Genomic DNA, 18,906 nt, shown 5'->3' with positions numbered 1-18,906 from the left:
ATTGTCATCAATACGTTTCGAGGTGCAGGCGCCCCTCGCGCTTGAGGCTCTCGCCGACCGTGTCCCAGTCGAGGCCGGCTTCGGTCGCCACGTCGCGTAGCGCGAGGACGACGCCCTCTTCCATGCTCTTCAGGCCGCACACGTAGAAATGGCTCTGGCCGTCCTTCAGCAGCTCGACGAGGTCCGCGGCGCGTTCGCGCATCATGTCCTGCACGTAGCGCTTGGGCTGGCCCTGCGTGCGCGAGAAGGCGAAGTTGATGTCGATGAAATCCTTGGGCAACGTCTGCAGCGGGCCGAAGTACGGCAGCTCCTGCTGCGTGCGCGCGCCGAAGAAGAGCATGAGCTTGCCGCCTTCGAACTTGCCGCTCTTGCGCAGGCGCCGGCGCCATTCGGTCATCGCGCGCATGGGCGCGCTGCCGGTGCCGGTGCAGATCATCACGATGTGCGACTTGGGATGGTTCGGCATCAGGAAGGACGTGCCGAAGGGCCCGATGACCTGCACCTTGTCGCCGACCTTCAGGTCGCACACGTAGTTGCTGCACACGCCGCGCACGGGATTGCCTTGATGGTCTTCCAGCACGCGCTTCACCGTCAGCGAGACGTTGTTGTAGCCGGGCCGCTCGCCGTTGCGCGGGCTGGCGATCGAGTACTGACGTGCGAAGTGCGCCTTGCCGTTGGCGTCCAGCCCAGGCGGGATGATCGCGATCGACTGGCCTTCGAGCACCGGGAAGGGCATGCTGCCAAAGTCGAGCACGATGTGGTGCGTCTGGTTCTCGTAACCCGCTTCGGTGCAGTTGAAGTTGCCGACCACGGTGGCGGTGGTCGGGCTCTTCGGCGGGAAGAGATTGGTGTACGCATGGGCGGCCGACCACGGCGGCACGGTGGCGCCGTACTGCGCGGAATTGAAAGCCACTTCGCCGGGTGCAGTGGGCGGCTGCGGCGCGGCGGAAGCCACCTGCACCAGCGCTTCACCGGGCGCGGCCACGCCCTCGGCTTCGAGCTGCTCGGGCGTGAGTTCGGCGGGCAGTTCGTCCCAGGTGAGTTGCTCTTCGATCGAGTAGGCGCGTGCCAAGGGCATGGTGCGCCAGTTGTCGATCGAGCCCGTCGGACACGGCGAGATGCAGGCCATGCAGCCGTTGCACACATCGGCACGCACCACGTAGTTGCGGTCGTCGTGCGTGATGGCATTGACCGGGCAGGTCGCCTCGCAGGTGTTGCAGCGGATGCAGATCTCGGGGTCGATCAGGTGCTGCTTGATGACCGCGACGTCGACAGCCATGTCCATCGTGTTCTCCTTGTAAGCGAGCGACAGACCTCAGTCCTCACTCGACATTTCTGCTTCTTCGATCCGTTCGCCTAACACCGCGGAACCGGCTTTGCCGGGCCGCAGGTGTTGCCCCCTGCAAGGGGGTAGGCGAAGCGACACGAAGTGCGCGTAGCCTGGGGGTTAGCCAAATCTCACGTATTCGAAATCTACAGGCTGGCGGTTGATGCCCATCACCGGCGGCGCAATCCAGCCGGCAAACTTGCCCGGGTCCACCACGCGGCCCATCAACGATGCCACGAATGCGAAGTCATCGGGCGTCGGCAGCCACTCGCCCTTCTTGGCGGCCCATTCCTGCTCGTTGACCACGCGGCCTTCGGGCGACATCTTGATGCCGGCCAAGGCGCCGATCTGGCGGTTGAAGGCCTTGTGCGGCACGGTCAGGCGGGTCGGGATGCCGGCCTTCTCGAGCACCTTGTTCCAGCGGCCGACGCCGGCCACCGAGTCCTTGATGAAGTCGTCGCGCAGCACTTCGTTGAGCGCATTGAGCATCGGCACGTCCTTCTCGACGAGCTGGCCGTTCACCACTTCGAGCACCTTGTAGGTCTGGCCCTTGAGCACGTGGTCGTCGGTGCGCTTGCCTTCTTCATAGCGGCCCTTGAGGCCGGAGCTGTAGAAGGTGGCGGCGTTGCTCGACTGGTCGGCGCCGAAGAGGTCGATGGTCACGCTGTAGTGGAAGTTCAGGTAGCGCTGGATGGTGCCGAGGTCGATGGCGCCCGCGGCGCGCACTTTCTGCGGATCGTCCGTCTTCAGCTCGTTCATCACCTGCGCGGTGCGTTGCAGCACGCGCGACACGCCGCTCTCGCCCACGAACATATGGTGCGCTTCCTCGGTCAGCATGAACTTGGTGGTGCGCGCCAGCGGATCGAAGGCGCTCTCGGCCAGGGCCGACAACTGGAACTTGCCGTCGCGGTCCGTGAAGTACGTGAACATGAAGAAGGCGAGCCAGTCGGGCGTCTTCTCGTTGAAGGCGCCCAGGATGCGCGGGTTGTTGGCATCGCCGGACTGGCGCTGCAGCAGCGCCTCGCCTTCTTCGCGTCCATCGCGGCCGAAATGCTTGTGCAGCAGATAGACCATGGCCCACAGGTGACGGCCTTCCTCCACGTTGATCTGGTAGAGGTTGCGCAGGTCGTACATGCTCGGCGCGGTGAGGCCCAGGTGGCGCTGCTGCTCCACCGATGCCGGCTCGGTGTCGCCCTGCGTGACGATGATGCGGCGCAGGTTGGCGCGGTGCTCGCCGGGCACGTCCTGCCAGGCCTTTTCGCCCTTGTGGTCGCCGAAGTGGATCTCGCGGTTGGCATCGCCCGGATTCAGGAAGATGCCCCAGCGGTAGTCGCGCATCTTCACGTGGCCGAACTGCGCCCAGCCCTGCGGATCGACGCTCACGGCGGTGCGCAGGTAGACGTCGTAGTTGGTCGAGCCGTCCGGCCCGACGTCGTCCCACCAGTTGACGAAGTTCGGCTGCCAGCCTTCGAGCGCGCGCTGCAGCGTGCGGTCCTCGCCGAGGTTGACGTTGTTGGGGATCTTCTCGCTGTAGTTGATCGTGCTCATGACGGGACCTTTAACGATGAAATGACGGTTGAAGAGCGATTCGGGGAACACCGCGGAACCGGCTTTGCCGGGCCGTGGGTGTTGCCCCCTGGAAGGGGGTGGAGAGCGACACGAAGTGCGCGAGCCTGGGGGTCATACCCGATTCAAGTCGAAGCCGGCTTTCTGGCCGGTGCCGTAGACCTTCAGCGCGCCCTTTTCGCCGACGGCGTTGGGGCGGTTGAAGATCCAGTTCTGCCACGCAGTCAGGCGGCCGAAGATCCGGGTGGCCATGTTTTCCTTGCTGGCGAAGCGCAGGTTGGCTTCCAGGCCGGTGAGGGCATCGGGCGACATGGCGGCGCGCTCTTCGATGGCGATGCGGATCTCGTCGTCCCAGTCGATGTCGTCCGGCGCCATCGTCACGAGGCCGAGCGCCATCGCCGCGTCCGCATCGAGCGGCTTGCCGGCAGCGGCACGCGCGGCCTCCATCGGCGCGGTCTCTTCATAGAAGCGGCGCTGCAGGCGGCTCTGGTCGTTGACCATCGGGAAGAAGCCGAAGTTGAACTCGTCGAGCGTGATCTTCGGTGCGCGCTCGGCGTCGTCGGGCAGCGCGAGCATGTAGGCGCGGTCGGCCGCGAACGCGATCTCTGCCAGGGTGCCGGCAAAGCACGAGCCCGAATCGATCAGCGCGAAGAGGCTGCGCGACGACACATCCAGCCGTGCCAGCGTGCGGCGCAGCGCGCCGATGGTTTCGCGCACCAGCCAGTGGTCCTTGTGCGCGAGCAGCGTGGCGTCGCTCGCGAGCACGGCTTGCGCGTCGCCTTCGGTCTTGAGCAGCCAGGTGCCGATGTCCAGCTCGTTGGTGCGCATGTTGAGGATGGCGTCGTCGAGCTGGCGGGCCATGGCGAGCGGCCACCATGCGGCGCCCGCGGCTTCGATGGCGGCGATGTCGCCCGGCTGCGCGCCCTTCGGCGCCTTGACGGTGAAGGTCGCGGTCCGGCGCGCGCGGTCGATCTCGACCGTGACGTGTTCGTAGCGCAGGCTGTCGGCGCCGTCCTCGCGATCGAGGCGGGTCAGGCTCACGCCCTTGCCGTTGGCCGGGCGGTCGCTGCCTTCGGCGAGCTTGGCGGCACGTTCCTGCACGGCGGCACCGAACTGGGCCGGCTTGGCGATGGCATCGACCAGGCGCCAGTCGACGGCACGCTGGCCGCGCACGCCTTCGACGCTCGTGCAGAAGATGTCGGCGAGGTCGTGGCGCACATGGCGCTTGTCGGTCACGCGCGTCAGGCCGCCGGTGCCGGGCAGCACGCCGAGCAGCGGCACTTCGGGCAGCGAGACGGAAGAAGAGCGGTCGTCGACCAGCACGATCTCGTCGCAGGCCAGGGCCAGCTCGTAGCCGCCGCCGGCGCAGGCGCCGTTCACGGCCGCGATGAACTTCAGGCCCGAGTGCTTCGACGTGTCCTCGATGCCGTTGCGGGTCTCGTTGGTGAACTTGCAGAAGTTCACCTTCCAGGCGTGGCTGGAGACACCCAGCATGAAGATGTTGGCGCCCGAGCAGAAGATGCGGTCCTTGGCGCTGGTGACGATGACCGAACGCACCTCCGGGTGCTCGAAACGCACGCGGTTCAGCGCGTCGTTGAGCTCGATGTCCACGCCCAGGTCATAGCTGTTGAGCTTGAGCTTGTAGCCGGGGCGGATGCCGCCGTCTTCCGCGATGTCCAGCGACAGGCGCGCGACCGGGCCCTCGACGCTCAGTTTCCAGTGGCGGTATTGCGTGGGGTCGGTGCGGTAGTCCACGCGGGCGGGGTGAACAGCGGTTTCGGCCATGTCGAAGTCTCCTTGAAGGTTCGGTGGCGAGGAACAATAGTGCACTTGTCGATCGCCGGAACATGCATCATGCTGCATGTTTTGGGGCGCGTCAACCCTGGAATGAATTTTTTACAGCTCCCGGGGAGGTTCGTTCAGCCGTTGCGGCTCATCGTCTCGCGCACCGCCGTGCGCAGCAGCTCGAAGCTCTCGGGCAGGTCGTGGCCGGTCGTGTCCACGCTGACGTCGGCCTTTGAATAGAAGGCGGCGCGGCCGCTCAGGATGCGGCGCAAGTCGTCCATGGCTTCCTTGCTGGCGGCCATCGGGCGGGTGTCACCCTGGGCCGCGACGCGACCCATGTGTTCCTCTGGCGCGGCCTGCAGCCACACGGTGGTGCAGTGGGCCAGGAGCTGGTTGAAGGTGGCCGGATCGGAGACGATGCCGCCGGGCGTGGCGATCACCACCTCGCTGTAGATCTGCACGGTTTCCTCGAGCGCGCGGCGCTCGTAGCGGCGGTAGGCATTGGTGCCGTAGAGGTCGTGGATCTCGCGCACGCTGCAGCCGGCGAACTTCTCGATCTCGCGGCTCAGCTCGATGAAGGGCACTTCGAGGTCGTCCGCCAGCATCTGGCCGAGGGTGGATTTGCCCGCGCCGCGCAGGCCGATCAGCGCAATGCGGCGGTGCCGGGCCGGGTCGCCGGCCGCGGTGCCGAGCAGTTCGCCCAGTGCGATGCGGGCGCGGCGCAGGTCGGCTTCGCCGCGATGCTCCAGCAGTTCCCGGATGAGCAGCCATTCGGGCGAGAGGGTCGTCACGTCGCCCACCAGTTCGGCCAGGGAGCACTGCAGGGCGGTCGACACCTGCTGCAGCACCAGGATCGACGCGTTGCCGATGCCGTATTCGAGGTTGGCCAGGTGGCGCTCCGACACGTTGGCCGCCTGCGCCACCGCCTTGCGGGTGAGGCCGCGGCGCGCACGCAGGTTGCGCACGCGCTCGCCCAGCGCCACGAGCAGCGGGTTCTTGGCCTCCTCGGCCGGGGTGTTCGCGTCGGTGGGCACGGTCAGTACCGCGTCGTCGGCTCGCTCGTTCATGAATCTCTTTCGCTGTCCTCGATGGCTGCAGTCAGGGTTAACACGGGTGCATGCACTATATTGCTTGACACCTATTGACTGCATGCTTATGGTTCGTGCACAGGCAAGATACTGCACACAGGCGATTGCCGCAAGTTGTTCCCCACGCACGAAGAAAGCGCCATGTCCAAGCAAGCCTTCCATCAGCTCGTCGCCGACGTGGCGACACAGATCGCCGGCCGGCCGCTCGATGCCGACCTCGACCGCTGGCTCAACACCCACCACGGCGCCGGCACGCCGACCTTCAGCCAACTGAAACAGGCCTGCATCGACGGCGTGGCCGAAGGCTGGCTCTGCGACCGCGAAGGCGGCGGCATCCGCTACGGGCGGGTCTTCAAGGCCGAAGACGCGCTCAGCCGCTTCTCGGTCGATGTGGTCGACATGCGCGACATCGCCGGGCCGCACCACTCGCATCCCGGCGGGGAGATCGATTTGATCATGCCGCTGGAAGGCGACGCCACTTTCGACGGCCGGCCTGCGGGCTGGTGCGTCTACCCGCCGGGCAGCGCCCATCACCCCACCGTCGCGCAAGGCCGCGCGCTGGTCCTGTACCTGCTGCCCGAAGGGCAAATTCAATTCACCCGATGACCGAACTTCTCTCCAACCATGTCGCCGGCCGCTGGCAGGCCGGCACCGGCGCCGGAACGCCGCTGTTCGATCCGGTGCTCGGCACCGAACTGGGCCGGGTCGATGCCACCGGGCTCGATCTGCCGGAGGCCTTCCGCTTTGCACGTGAAACCGGCGGTGCCGCGTTGCGTGCCCTCACCTACCGGCAGCGCGCAGGCCTTCTGGCCGCCATCGTGAAGGTGCTGCAGGCGAATCGCGACAGCTACTACGAGATCGCCACGGCGAATTCAGGCACGGTGAAGAACGATTCGGCCGTCGACATCGACGGCGCGATCTTCACCCTCGGCCAGTACGCCAAGTGGGGCGATGCGCTCGGCGACGTGCGCGCGCTGCGCGATGGCGATGCGGCCAAGCTCGGCAAGGAGCCTGTCTTCATGTCGCAGCACCTGCAGGTGCCGACGCGCGGCGTCGCGCTCTTCATCAACGCCTTCAACTTCCCGTCATGGGGCCTGTGGGAAAAGGCCGCGCCCGCCCTGCTCTCCGGCGTGCCGGTGATCGTGAAGCCCGCGACCTCCACCGCCTGGCTCACGCAGCGCATGGTCAGGGACGTGGTCGAGGCCGGCGTGCTGCCGGCCGGCGCGCTGTCGGTGATCTGCGGCAGCTCCAACGGATTGATGGACCAGCTCGAAGCTTTCGACGTGGTCTCCTTCACCGGCTCGGCCGAGACCGGCGCGGTGATCCGCTCGCATCCCGCCGTGGCGAAGCGCTCCGTGCGCGTGAACATCGAGGCCGACAGCCTGAACTCCGCCCTGCTCCTGCCGGATGCCGCACCGGGTTCGGACGCCTTCAACCTGCTGGTGCGCGAGGTCGTGCGCGAGATGACGGTGAAGTCGGGCCAGAAGTGCACGGCAATCCGCCGCATCCTGGTGCCCGCGTCGGTCTACGACGCGGCGGCCGAGGCCATCGGCGCCAAGCTCGCCGGCATCACGGTCGGCAACCCGCGCAACGAGAGCGTGCGCATGGGCTCGCTGGTGAGCCGCGCCCAGCTCGACGCAGTGCGCGAAGGACTGGAATCGCTCAAGGCGCAGGCCACGGTGCTGCACGACGGCAGCCAGAAGGCGCTGGTCGATGCCGACCCGGCCATCGCCGCCTGCATCGGGCCGGTGCTGCTGGGCGCACGCGATGCCGACGCGGCCGACCGCGTGCACGACGTCGAGGTGTTCGGCCCGGTCGCCACGCTGCTGCCCTACCGCGATCTCGGCCACGCCATCGCGCTCGCGCACCGCGGCCAGGGCTCGCTGGTGACCTCGCTCTACGGCGCCGACGATGCCGCGCTCGGCCAGGCGGCCGTGCAGCTCGCCGCCAGCCATGGGCGCGTGCACGTCATCACGCCCGAAGTCGCACAAGCCCAGACCGGCCACGGCAACGTGATGCCCATGTCGCTGCATGGCGGCCCCGGCCGCGCGGGCGGCGGCGCCGAACTCGGCGGACTGCGGGCGCTGGACTTCTATCACCGCCGCAGCGCGGTGCAGGCCAGCCCCGGCGTGCTGGCGCAGCTAGGGCTTCAGTAGCAGCAGCCCGCATCACCCATCAGACGGACCCGAGGAGACACACGATGAGCCTGCCCAACCCCTTCAACTTCGCGGAGCACCTGTTCGCGCTCAACCGTGGCCGCGCCCAGAAGACGGCCTATGTGGACGACCGCGGCGCACTCGGCTACGGCCAGTTGGAAGACCGCTCGCGCCGTCTCGCAGCCGCCCTGCTCGACGAAGGCGTGCGCTGCGAGGATCGCGTGCTGCTGCTGATGCTCGACGGCAGCGACTGGCCCGTCAGCTTTCTCGGCAGCCTCTATGCCGGCGTCGTGCCGGTGGCGGTCAACACCCTGCTCACCGCGGACGACTACGCCTACATGCTGAGCCACAGCGGCGCGACCGCGGCGCTGGTCTCCGGTGCGTTGCTGCCGGTGCTGCAGGAGGCGATGGCGAAGGGGCCGAACGCGATCCGGACGCTGTTCGTCTCGCAACCGGCCGCACCGCTGCCCGACGGCGCACACAACCTCGACTCGGCCATCGCCGCACACGCGCCGCTTGCCGAGCCTGCCCCCACAGCCCCGCAGGATCACGCCTTCTGGCTCTACTCGTCCGGCTCGACCGGCAAGCCCAAGGGCACGGTGCACACGCACGCCAATCCGTGGTGGACGGCTGAGCTGTATGGCAAGCCGGTGCTGGGCCTGACGGAGAACGACGTCTGCTTCTCCGCCGCCAAGATGTACTTCGCGTACGGGCTCGGCAATGCGCTGACCTTTCCGCTCTCGGTCGGCGCGACCGTGCTGCTCATGGCCGAGCGGCCGACGCCGGATGCCACCTTCAAGCGCTGGACCGGTGCGCACAAGCCGACGGTCTTCTTCGGTGCTCCCACGGGTTTCGCCGGCATGCTCGCGTCGCCCAAGCTGCCCGCCCGCGAAGCTGTCGCACTGCGCATGTGCTCGTCGGCCGGCGAGGCCCTGCCGGGCGAGATCGCGCAGCGCTTCAAGCAGCACTTCGGCTGCGAGATCGTCGACGGCATCGGCTCGACCGAGATGCTGCACATCTTCATCTCCAACCGGCCCGGCGACATCCGCTACGGCACCACCGGCAAGCCGGTGGAAGGCTACGAGATCGAACTGCGCGGGGAGGACGGCCAGGCCGTCGGCGTCGGCGAGGTCGGCGACCTCTATATCAAGGGACCGAGCACCGCGCTGATGTACTGGGCCAACCCCGAAAAGAGCGCCGATACCTTCCGCGACGGCTGGACCAAGAGCGGCGACAAGTACTCGCGCGATGCGGACGGCTACTACACCTACGCGGGCCGCAGCGACGACATGCTGAAGGTCAGCGGCATCTACGTCTCGCCCTTCGAGGTCGAGGCCACGCTGATGCAGCATCCCGCCGTGCTCGAAGCCGCGGTGATCGGCAAGGAAGACGCGGACGGCCTGACCAAGACCAAGGCATACGTGGTGCGCAAGGACGGCCAGTCGGTCGAGGAGGACGAACTGAAAGCCTTCGTCAAGGAACGCCTCGCGCCCTACAAATACCCGCGCTTCATCGAGTTCGTCGACGAACTCCCGAAGACCGCGACAGGAAAGATCCAGCGCTTCCGCCTTCGCGACCGCGAGAAGGCCGGCTCGGCGGCGAAACCATGAGCCCCGATTCCGAATTCGCCGCCATCCGCTGGCGGGGAAGGGACGTGCGCATCGAATACGTGCGCATCGCACCGGAACGCACAGGCGCGCCCCTCCTTGTCTTCCTGCACGAAGGCCTCGGCTCGATCGCGATGTGGAAGGATTTCCCCGAGCGGCTGTGCGAAGCCGGCGGTTTCCGCGGCCTGGTGTTCTCGCGCCCCGGCTACGGCCGCTCGACCCCGCGGGACGCCGACGAGGTGTGGGACGTGGACTTCATGCACCGCCAGGCGCACGAGGTGCTGCCCGCCTTCTTCGACGCGATCGGCCTCGAAGAAAAGCCCTGGCTCTTCGGCCACAGCGACGGCGGATCGATCTCGCTGCTCTATGCCTCGCGCTTTCCGGACAGGGTCTCCGGCCTCGTCGTGCTGGCGCCGCACATCTTCGTGGAGGACGTGACCGTCGCCAACATCGAGCTGGCGCGCCAGGCCTACATCCAGACCGACATGCCGAAGAAGCTCGGCCGCTACCACGACGACGTGGACTCCGCCTTCTGGGGCTGGAACCGCATCTGGCTGCACCCGCCCTTCCGGCAATGGAACATCGAAAGCGAACTCGACACGATCCGTTGCCCGGTTCTTGCTATGCAGGGAATCGACGACGAATACGGCACCCTTCGCCAGATTCGCGGCATCGCCGAGCGGGCGCCGCAGACGCGGCTCGTGGAGATCCCGGACTGCGGGCATTCCCCGCATCGCGACCAGCCCGAAACAGCGATAGTTGCGACCGTTTCTTTCGTGAAAGACCCTTCGGCGAAACCTCGGGAAAACGCTTAATTGAGAGATAAATAGTTTAGCTATAAAGTATTGACCTCTCGTGCATTGGCGGATGTCCCTGGATTTCCGAACCGTCCGCGGTCGCAACCTTCCGTTTTTTTCAACAAGGAGTCCTATCCATGAGCACCCGCATCGCACGCACCACGCTGACAGCCCTCGCGCTGGCCTGTATCGCCACGCTGGGCCATGCCCAGCAGGGCAAGCTGAAGGTGGGCCTGATGCTTCCGTTCAGCGGCACTTACGCGGCACTCGGCGTGGCCATTGAAAACGGCTTCAAGCTGCGCATCGACGAGCAGGGCGGCAAGCTCGGCGGCCGCGAGATCGAGTTCGTCAAGGTCGACGACGAATCCGATCCGGCCAAGGCCACGGACAACGTCAACAAGCTGATCAAGCGCGACAACGTCGACGTCATCATCGGCACCGTGCATTCCGGCGTCGCGATGGCGATGGCCAAGGCCGCGAAGGAAAGCGGCACCGTGCTGATCGTGCCCAACGCCGGCGCGGACGCCGTCACCGGCCCGATGTGCGCGCAGAACATCTTCCGCAGCTCGTTCTCGAACTGGCAGCCGGCCTACGCGATGGGCGAAGTCGCCGGCAAGCAGGGCAAGAAGAAGGCGATGACCATCACCTGGAAGTACGCGGCGGGCGACGAATCGGTGGCGGGCTTCAAGGAAGGCTTCGAGAAGGCGGGCGGCAAGGTCGACAAGCAGCTCACCGTGCCCTTCCCGAACGTCGAGTTCCAGGCGCTGCTGACCGAGATCGCGGCGGCCAAGCCGGATGTGGTCTACGCCTTCTTCGCGGGCGGCGGCGCGGTCAAGTTCGTCAAGGACTACGCGGCAGCCGGCCTCAACAAGACCATCCCGCTCGTCGGCCCCGGCTTCCTGACCGACGGCACGCTCGAAGCGCAAGGCGCCGCCGCGCAGGGCATGGAAACCACCCTGCACTATGCCGACGGCCTGAACACGCCGCGCGACACGGCCTTCCGCACCGCCTATGCCAAGTCCTTCAAGCTGCAGCCCGACGTGTATGCGGTCCAGGGCTACGACGCAGCGCAGATGCTCGCGGTCGGCCTCAGCGCCGTGAAGGGCGACATCTCGAAGAAGGCCGAGTTCGCCTCCGCCATCGAGAAGGCCAAGATCGACAGCCCGCGCGGCGCCTTCACGATGAACAAGGCGCACAACCCGGTGCAGGACATCTACCTGCGCAAGGTCGAGGGCAACGAGAACAAGCTCGTCAACATCGCCGTGAAGAATCTGGCCGACCCGGCCCGCGGCTGCAAGCTGTAATCGTCAACGAAGAGACTGCATGGACTTCGGTACCTTTCTCGTTCAGTGCCTGAACTCCGTGCAGTACGGGCTGCTGCTGTTCCTCGTCGCCTCCGGGCTGACGCTGATCTTCGGGATCATGGGCGTGATCAATCTCGCCCACGGCAGCTTCTACATGATCGGCGCCTACATGGCGTTCGCGCTGTCGCCGCTCTTCGGCGACCAGTTCATCGTGATGCTGGTGGCGGGCGTGGTGCTCGCCGCCGTCTTCGGCTATGTGCTGGAGTGGGCCTTCTTCAGCTACCTCTACCAGCGGGACCACCTGCAGCAGGTGCTGATGACCTACGGGCTGATCCTGGTCTTCGAGGAACTGCGCTCGCTGCTGGTGGGCAACGACGTGCACGGCGTGAAGGCGCCGCCCTGGCTCGAAGGCAGCTTCGCGCTGGGCGATCTCATGAGCTATCCCTGGTATCGGCTCTTCGCCTCGGCGGCGTGCGTGGTGCTGGCGGTCGCGCTGTATTACGTGGTCAATCGCACGCGGCTGGGCATGATGATCCGCGCCGGTGCGAGCAACCGCGACATGGTGCGCGGGCTGGGCATCGACATCCGGCGCCTCTATCGCATCGTGTTCGCGGCCGGCGTGGCGCTCGCGGCACTGGCCGGCATGATCGCAGCGCCGATGTCCTCGGTCTACCCAGGCATGGGTGCGAGCGTGCTGATCATCTGCTTCGTCGTGGTGGTGATCGGCGGCATCGGCTCGATCACCGGTGCGCTGGTGGCGTCGCTGCTGGTGGGCTTCGTCGATACCTTCGGCAAGGTGTTCTTCGCTGAACTCAGCGGCATGGGGGTTTATGTGCTGATGGCGATCGTGTTGATTTGGCGCCCCGAAGGCTTGATGGGACGCAAGGTCTGAACATGCAACGCATCTCGCATTTCATCCCCCTCCTCTGCGCCATCGCGCTCGGCTTGCTCGGCCCGATGCTGAGCCCCTATCTCTCGGACCTGGTCGTGAAGGTGATGATCCTTTCGATCTTCGCGCTGAGCCTCGAACTGCTGGTCGGCATGACCGGCCTCGTGAGCCTCGGCCACGCGGCCTTCTACGGCATCGGCGCCTATGCGACGGTGCTCGGCTCGGGCAAGGAAGGCGGCTCGATAGCCTTCCTGCTGCCGCTGGCGATGGGCTGCGCGGCGGCCTATGCCCTCGTCGTCGGCGCGCTGAGCCTGCGCACGCGCGGCGTGTACTTCATCATGGTCACGCTGGCTTTCGCGCAGATGGCGTTCTTCGTGTTCCACGACACCGCACTGGGTGGCGGCAGCGACGGCATCTACATGTACATCCGCCCTGCCCTGGGCGCGCTCGACATGGAGAACCGCTTCGTTCAGTTCTACTTCGTGCTGGCTGCGCTCGCGGGCACCTACGGCTTTCTCGCGCTGATCCGGCGCTCGCGCTTCGGCGCCGCGCTGGCCGGCATCCGCGTCAACGAGCAGCGCATGCGCGCGGCCGGCTTCCCGGTGTACGGCTACAAGCTCGCGGCCTTCGTGATCGCGGGCGCGCTGGCCGGTCTGGCGGGCTTTCTCGTGGCGTCGCGCGATGGCGTGGTCAACCCCGAACTGCTCGCATGGCACAACTCGGGCGAGGTGCTGCTGATGATCATCCTGGGCGGCCTCGGCCACCTGCGCGGCGCGGTGATCGGCGCCGTCGCCTTCACGCTGCTGAAGGAACTGCTGTCCACGCATGCCATCGTCGGGCCGCTGGCCGACCACTGGCAATTGACGCTGGGCCTCGCCATCATTGCCTTCGTCGCCTTGCTGCCCAAGGGCATCATCGGGATTGCGTCGCGTATCTCGCCGAAGGGAGCCGCATGAGCACCCTTCTTGCGGTCGATACGTTGACGCGCCGCTTCGGTGGCCTGGTCGCCGTCAATGCCGTGACGCTGGACCTGCGCCGTGGCGAAGTGCATGCCGTGATCGGCACCAACGGCGCCGGCAAGTCCACGCTGATCAACATGCTCTCGGGCGAGATCAGTGCGTCCGATGGCCGCATCTCGCTCGACGGCGAGGACATCACGCAGCGCGCACAGTTCCGCCGTGCGCTGGCGGGCGTGGGGCGCAGCTACCAGCGCACGACGATCTTCCCGGAGTTCACCGTGCTCGAAAACTGCCGGCTCGCCGCTCAGGCCGCGACGCCGCGGCCGTGGGCCATCTGGCAGTCGTCGAAGCAGTGCGCCGAGAGCAATGCCGCCGCACGCGAGTCCCTATCGGCCGCCGGCCTCGAAGCCGTCGCGGATCGCATCGCCGGCACGCTGAGCCACGGCGCCAAGCGCCAGCTCGAAGTCGCGATGTGCCTGGCGACCAAGCCGCGCGTGCTGCTGCTCGACGAGCCGCTGGCCGGCATGGGCGCGGAAGAGACGGAGCGCATGCTCGGGCTGCTGGCGAGCCTCAAGGCTTCGCACGCGATCCTTCTGGTCGAGCACGACATGGATGCGGTGTTCCGCATTGCCGATCGCATCACGGTGATGGTCAACGGCACGGTGATCGCGACGGGTGATCCCGCGTCGATCCGCACCAATCCCGAGGTCCGCACCGCGTATCTGGGCGAGGACCACTGACATGCTCCAGATCCAAGACCTCAACACCTACTACGGCGACAGCCACATCCTGCGCGGCGTGGATGTCGAGATTCCCGCGGCCACGTCCGTCGGCCTGCTGGGCCGCAACGGCATGGGCAAGACCACGCTGATCCGCTCGCTGATGGGCTATGTGCGCCCGGCCTCCGGGCACGTACGGCTCGACGCCCAGGAAGTCACCGGCTGGGTGCCCGAGAAGATGGCGCGCCGCGGCATCGGCTACGTGCCCGAAGGCCGGGGCATCTTCCCGAACCTCTCGGTGCGCGAGAACCTCGTGATGAGCGCGCGCGCCGGCATCGACGGCAAGCGCGACTGGACCTTCGACCGCGTGATGGCGACCTTCCCGCGCCTGACGGAACGGCTCTCGCATGGCGGCCAGCAACTGTCGGGCGGCGAGCAGCAGATGCTCTCCATCGGCCGCGCGCTGATGACCAACCCGCGCCTCATGATCCTCGACGAAGCGACCGAAGGCCTCGCGCCGCTGATCGTGGCCGAGATCTGGCGCGTGATCGGCGCCATTCGCGAGACCGGCATCGCGACACTGATCGTCGATCGCGACTGGCGCAAGGTGCTCGCGCATACCGACCGGGCCGTGGTGATGGAGAAGGGCCGCATCGTGCGGCACGGCGCGTCGGCGGATCTGGTGGCTGCGCCGGATGTGCTGGAGGAACTGCTCGGCGTGTAGCCCGCCTCGCGCGGCGCTCGATTGCGGAGCACCACGCCGAGTGCCAAAATTCGGCGCTCCCAAGGAGGAACGCCATGCCATCGCATCGATCTCCTCTGCCGCGTCGGCGCGTCTACGCGGCATCGGCCTGCATCCTCGCTTCAACCGGCTTGCTGGTGGCGGACGGCGTCAGCGCCGGGCGCGCGTCCGGCAGTTTCGATCCGCTGCTGTCGCCATCCGGCAGAGTCTGCGGACCGGTGGTGTCCGGGCAGCCCGCGTTGCTGAAGGCGCTGGTTCGCGTCGCGACCCAGACCCCACCGCCAGCGGACGCGGCCACCAGCGACCCGCCGCTCTACAAGAACCTGGGCTCGCTGCAGTTCCGCATCACGACCCGCAGCGCGCAGGCGCAGGCCTACTTCAACCAGGGCTTGCGGCTGGCCTTCGGCTTCAACCACGCCGAGGCGCAGCGGGCCTTCCAGGCCGCGCAAAGGCTCGACCCTCAATGCGCGATGTGCTTCTGGGGCGAGGCCTATGTGCTCGGCAGCAACATCAACGTGCCGATGATGCCGGAGGCCAACGCACCCGCCATGGTGGCCTTGGGCAAGGCGGTCGCTCTCAGGGGCGGCGCCAGCCTGAAGGAGCAGGCGCTGATCGGCGCGCTCGAAAAGCGCTACGCCGCCAACCCACCGCCCGACCGCGCACCGCTCGATGCGGCCTATGCCGATGCGATGAAAGCCGTCGCGACCGCATTCCCCGCCGACAACACGGTGCAGACGCTCTACGCCGAAGCCGCGATGGACACGCAACCTTGGGACTACTGGGAAGCCGGCGGTGCCCGGCCGAAGGGCCGCGGCGCGGACATCGTCGGCACGCTGGAGACAGTGCTCAAGCGCGACCCGGCGCATGCCGGCGCCATCCATCTCTACATCCACGCGATGGAAGCGTCCACGCAGCCCGAGAAGGCGATGCCCTATGCCAACCGCCTCGCGGCGCTGATGCCGGGCGCCGGCCACATCGTCCACATGCCCGCGCACATCTACTACCGCGTCGGCCTGTACCGCGACTCGATGACGCTCAACCGCAAGGCGACACAGGTCGACGAGAACTACTTCAAGACCTCGCCGTCGGACCCGATCTACAAGACCGCCTACTACCCGCACAACATCCACTTCGTGCTGGTGTCGGCGCAGATGGGCGGCGATGGCAAGACCGCCGTCGAATCCGCGAAGAAGCTCGACGCCTCGGTGCCGATGGAACTGGTCAAGGCGTTCCCGATCCTTCAGCCGATCAAGTCCGCGCCCTTCGCGGCGCATGCGCGCTTCAGCGATGCGGACACCATCCTCAAGCTCCCGCCGCCGAGCGACGATGCCGCGCTGGTCTCGACCATGTACCACTACGCGCGCGCCGTCGCCTACGCATCGCAGAAGGACAAGGCTGGCGCGCAGAAGGAGATCGACGCCATCGAGAAGATCGAGCGCACGGCCGACTACAAGGCCTTCGAGGCGTGGGCCCTGCCGGCCCGGGAGATCATCCGCACTGCCGGCCTCGTGGCAGCGGGACGCCTCGCCGATGCGAACGGCGACCTCGACGGCGCGGCCAGGTTCTATTCGGACGCCGTCAAGATCGAGGACACCATCCCCTACACCGAGCCGCCCTTCTGGTACTACCCGGTGCGGCAATCGCTGGGCTCGGTGAAGCTGCGCCAGGGCAAGCTCGACGAGGCGCAGCAGGCGTTTCGCGATTCGCTGGTCCACGTGCGCAACAACGGATGGGCGCTCGCGGGGCTGGTGGAAGTGGAGCGCAAGCGGGGCGACGCATCGGCCGAACGGGCGGCCAAAGGGGCCTATGAGCGTGCATGGTTCGGTCCGAGAAGCGGCCCGGATCTGGCGCGGCTTTAGCAGCCGCCGCGCTCAGCGCGCTTCCGCTTCGGCCGCCAGCCAGTGGTCGAGGGACGTCCTGCCCGTCCAGTGCTTGCCTGCCGGGATCAGCGAGCCGTCGGTCAGCGGCGCGCCGAAGTAGGTGGCGTGGTGGTCCGTCACGACCTCCCGCGCATCCTTTTCGGTTTTCAGCACGTGACGGATCAAGTCATCCAGCGGGATGGCCTCGGGGCCTGCAATATCGCTGATGCCGTTCAGCGGCTCGTGGCCCACCACTTCGGCAAGGGCCGCTGCCACGTCGGACGCGGCCATGGGCTGGAGCGGGCCGGTCGGCAGCCGCACCGTCTGGCCGCTGGTGTTGGCGTGGGCGATGGGCATCAGGAACTCGAAGAACTGCGTCGCGCGCACGATGGTGTAGGGCACGCTCCCGTTCCCGATCGCCGATTCCTGCGCCACCTTGGCCCGCAGATAGCCGCTGGCGGGAGCGCGATCCGCCCCGACCACCGACAGCGCGATGAAGTGACCCACGCCTGCCTTGGCGCTGGCGGCCAGCAGGTTCCGGGTCGAGTCCTGGAAGAACTGCATGACCTGCTCATCCGCGAACGAAGGCGAGTTGCTGACGTCCACGACCACCTGCGCCCCCACCAGCGCCTGGTCCAGCCCTTCCCCGGTGACGGTGTTGACGCCCGACGAGGGCGACGCCGACGCCACCTCATGGCCGGCGTGGCGCAGCAGGGTCGACAGTTTCCTTCCGATGAGGCCGCTGCCTCCGATGATCACGACTTTCATGCCAGCTCCTTCAGTACGTTGAGAGATGGAGGACCGCTGCACATGGCGACCATCCATACCTGCAAGACGTGCGGCGAAGGCTGGTTGTGACCGATCGGCGAAATTTCTTTCAGTGGGGCCGGCTCGCGTCGGCGTCATCCGCGCCGAGCGCGGCGACGATGCGCGCCAGCTTGTCGGGATTGCGCTGCGAATGGATGCGCAGGATGCGCTCGCCATCGGTCTCGATGGCCTGTGCGGATTCCAGCTCGCCGTTGATGAAGCGCAGCAGGCCCCACTCGCCGTTGAGCATGACGACCTCGAAGTGCACTGCATCGTGGTGCCGCAGGCTCGTCGCGAAGTACAGCTGGGCGATGCGCTGGCCGCCCACCAGCGGTACGCCGAAGCTCGGCACCTTGCCGCCGCCATCGCCGATGAGCTGCGCGTCGTCGGCCAGCATGGCTTTCAGCGCGGAAAACTCGCCGCGCGTGGCGGCGTCCGCAAAGCCCTGCAGGAGCCGGAGCTGGGTGTCGCGCGGGACGACGTGGCGGGGCCGCTTGTCCTGCAGCTGTTCCTTGGCCCGATGCACGAGCTGCCTGCACGCGCTCTCGCTTTTGCCGAGAGTCGCGGCCACTTCGCCGTAGTCCGCATCGAACACCTCCCGCAGCAGGAAGGCCGCGCGGGCCTCGGGCGCGAGCCGCTCCAGCACGGCGAGGAAGGCGATGGAGATGTCGTCGGCACGCTCCAGCATCTGCTCTGGCGTGCTCGGCGAGTCGGACAGCAGGGGTTCCGGCAGCCAGGTGCCGATGTAGTGCTCGCGCTGGACTTTCGCGGAGCGAAGCCGGTCGATCGCCAGCCGCGTGGTGACGGCGACCAGCCAGGCTTCGCTGCTGTCCAGCCGCTCGTGCTCCGCTTCGTGCCAGCGCAGCCAGGCGTCCTGCACGACTTCCTCTGCCTCCGCGTAGGAGCCCAGCATGCGATAGGCAATGCCCTGCAAGCGGGGGCGAAGGCGCGTGAATATGTCGGTCGTATCGTTCATGGTGCCTAGACGTTCGGCCACCCCGTTTTGTGACGGCCGCCCGACCGGCGGCGGTTTGCGGGTGTCATTGGCAGGAGCACGAGGCGGGTTGGACGCATGAGGCCGCCGCCGTCTCGGTTGCCAGCACGCTGGAGCCACCGATGCACAGCGCCTGCTTGAGCGCCGGGCAGGCCGTCTCGCAGCTCGCGCACGCGCCGGCGGCCGGTGCGGAGCAATGCGCCGGTCCGACCAGCGTCTTCAGCAACACGACATCCGAGGAGGTCGTCGTGCAGCCCCAGAGAGCGATGGCGGCAAAAGCCGAGAGCAGGAGCGTCCTCATTCGCGG

Annotated in this window: 17 protein-coding genes; 10 read left to right on the top strand and 7 right to left on the bottom strand. The window is 67.1% G+C overall.

All coding sequences use genetic code 11. The annotated features are described in order from the left end of the window. Positions 1–7 precede the first annotated feature (7 nt). From boxA to QTH90_RS14345, 4 genes are all read right to left on the bottom strand, one after another. On the bottom strand, positions 8–1,285 hold the full coding sequence (gene boxA, locus QTH90_RS14360; RefSeq protein WP_286665220.1) for a benzoyl-CoA 2,3-epoxidase subunit BoxA: 1,278 nt from the start codon (positions 1,283–1,285) through the stop codon (positions 8–10). Between the two features lie 162 nt (positions 1,286–1,447). After that, the gene (gene boxB, locus QTH90_RS14355; RefSeq protein WP_286570937.1) at positions 1,448–2,875 is read right to left on the bottom strand and encodes a benzoyl-CoA 2,3-epoxidase subunit BoxB; all 1,428 of its coding nucleotides are present in this window, start codon (positions 2,873–2,875) and stop codon (positions 1,448–1,450) included. Between the two features lie 132 nt (positions 2,876–3,007). Continuing rightward, entirely contained in the window at positions 3,008–4,678 is a 1,671-nt protein-coding gene (gene boxC, locus QTH90_RS14350; protein ID WP_286665219.1) for a 2,3-epoxybenzoyl-CoA dihydrolase, read from the bottom strand. Between the two features lie 134 nt (positions 4,679–4,812). Beyond that, a complete protein-coding gene (locus QTH90_RS14345) occupies positions 4,813–5,745 on the bottom strand; it encodes a helix-turn-helix transcriptional regulator (protein ID WP_286665218.1) in 933 nt (310 codons plus the stop codon). 162 nt (positions 5,746–5,907) lie between these two features. Here QTH90_RS14345 and QTH90_RS14340 point away from each other — a divergent pair, with 162 nt between their 5' ends. The 10 genes from QTH90_RS14340 to QTH90_RS14295 all read left to right on the top strand — a co-directional run bounded on the left by QTH90_RS14340 (position 5,908) and on the right by QTH90_RS14295 (position 16,798). Continuing rightward, complete coding sequence (locus QTH90_RS14340; RefSeq protein WP_286665217.1) at positions 5,908–6,372, top strand: 4-hydroxylaminobenzoate lyase; 465 nt, start codon at positions 5,908–5,910, stop codon at positions 6,370–6,372. Continuing rightward, positions 6,369–7,922 (top strand): 3,4-dehydroadipyl-CoA semialdehyde dehydrogenase, encoded by a 1,554-nt coding sequence (locus QTH90_RS14335; RefSeq protein ID WP_286665216.1) that lies wholly within the window; start codon positions 6,369–6,371, stop codon positions 7,920–7,922. Before QTH90_RS14340 ends, QTH90_RS14335 begins: the two co-directional genes overlap by 4 nt. 44 nt (positions 7,923–7,966) lie before the next feature. Continuing rightward, positions 7,967–9,532, top strand: a complete 1,566-nt coding sequence (locus QTH90_RS14330) for a benzoate-CoA ligase family protein (RefSeq protein ID WP_286665215.1) — start codon at positions 7,967–7,969, stop codon at positions 9,530–9,532. Next, positions 9,529–10,344, top strand: coding sequence for an alpha/beta fold hydrolase (locus QTH90_RS14325; protein ID WP_286665214.1), 816 nt, complete (start codon positions 9,529–9,531; stop codon positions 10,342–10,344). The genes QTH90_RS14330 and QTH90_RS14325 overlap by 4 nt, the downstream gene beginning before the upstream one ends. 119 nt (positions 10,345–10,463) lie before the next feature. Continuing rightward, complete coding sequence (locus QTH90_RS14320; protein ID WP_286665213.1) at positions 10,464–11,630, top strand: ABC transporter substrate-binding protein; 1,167 nt, start codon at positions 10,464–10,466, stop codon at positions 11,628–11,630. A 19-nt stretch (positions 11,631–11,649) separates the two neighbouring features. Beyond that, positions 11,650–12,522, top strand: a complete 873-nt coding sequence (locus QTH90_RS14315) for a branched-chain amino acid ABC transporter permease (RefSeq protein ID WP_286665212.1) — start codon at positions 11,650–11,652, stop codon at positions 12,520–12,522. A 2-nt stretch (positions 12,523–12,524) separates the two neighbouring features. Further along, a complete protein-coding gene (locus QTH90_RS14310; RefSeq protein WP_286665211.1) occupies positions 12,525–13,475 on the top strand; it encodes a branched-chain amino acid ABC transporter permease in 951 nt (316 codons plus the stop codon). Beyond that, the gene (locus QTH90_RS14305) at positions 13,472–14,218 is read left to right on the top strand and encodes an ABC transporter ATP-binding protein (RefSeq protein WP_286665210.1); all 747 of its coding nucleotides are present in this window, start codon (positions 13,472–13,474) and stop codon (positions 14,216–14,218) included. Before QTH90_RS14310 ends, QTH90_RS14305 begins: the two co-directional genes overlap by 4 nt. A gap of 1 nt (position 14,219) precedes the next feature. Continuing rightward, positions 14,220–14,921 (top strand): ABC transporter ATP-binding protein, encoded by a 702-nt coding sequence (locus tag QTH90_RS14300; protein WP_286665209.1) that lies wholly within the window; start codon positions 14,220–14,222, stop codon positions 14,919–14,921. A 74-nt stretch (positions 14,922–14,995) separates the two neighbouring features. Continuing rightward, positions 14,996–16,798, top strand: a complete 1,803-nt coding sequence (locus tag QTH90_RS14295; protein WP_286665208.1) for a tetratricopeptide repeat protein — start codon at positions 14,996–14,998, stop codon at positions 16,796–16,798. A 12-nt stretch (positions 16,799–16,810) separates the two neighbouring features. Here the strand turns inward: QTH90_RS14295 and QTH90_RS14290 are convergent, their stop codons facing one another. The 3 genes from QTH90_RS14290 to QTH90_RS14280 form a co-directional block, all read right to left on the bottom strand. Continuing rightward, positions 16,811–17,566 carry an SDR family oxidoreductase gene (locus QTH90_RS14290; protein WP_286665207.1) on the bottom strand — a complete coding sequence of 252 codons (756 nt, stop codon included), beginning with the start codon at positions 17,564–17,566 and terminating at the stop codon, positions 16,811–16,813. Positions 17,567–17,675: 109 nt separating this feature from the next. Further along, positions 17,676–18,581 carry an RNA polymerase sigma-70 factor gene (locus tag QTH90_RS14285; RefSeq protein WP_286665206.1) on the bottom strand — a complete coding sequence of 302 codons (906 nt, stop codon included), beginning with the start codon at positions 18,579–18,581 and terminating at the stop codon, positions 17,676–17,678. A gap of 64 nt (positions 18,582–18,645) precedes the next feature. Then, the gene (locus QTH90_RS14280; RefSeq protein WP_286665205.1) at positions 18,646–18,900 is read right to left on the bottom strand and encodes a hypothetical protein; all 255 of its coding nucleotides are present in this window, start codon (positions 18,898–18,900) and stop codon (positions 18,646–18,648) included. Positions 18,901–18,906: the final 6 nt, after the last annotated feature.

Source organism: Variovorax flavidus (assembly GCF_030317145.1).
GTDB lineage: Bacteria > Pseudomonadota > Gammaproteobacteria > Burkholderiales > Burkholderiaceae_C > Variovorax > Variovorax flavidus.
Note: the sequence above shows the minus strand (reverse complement) of the source record. Positions and strands in the feature narration are given on the sequence as shown.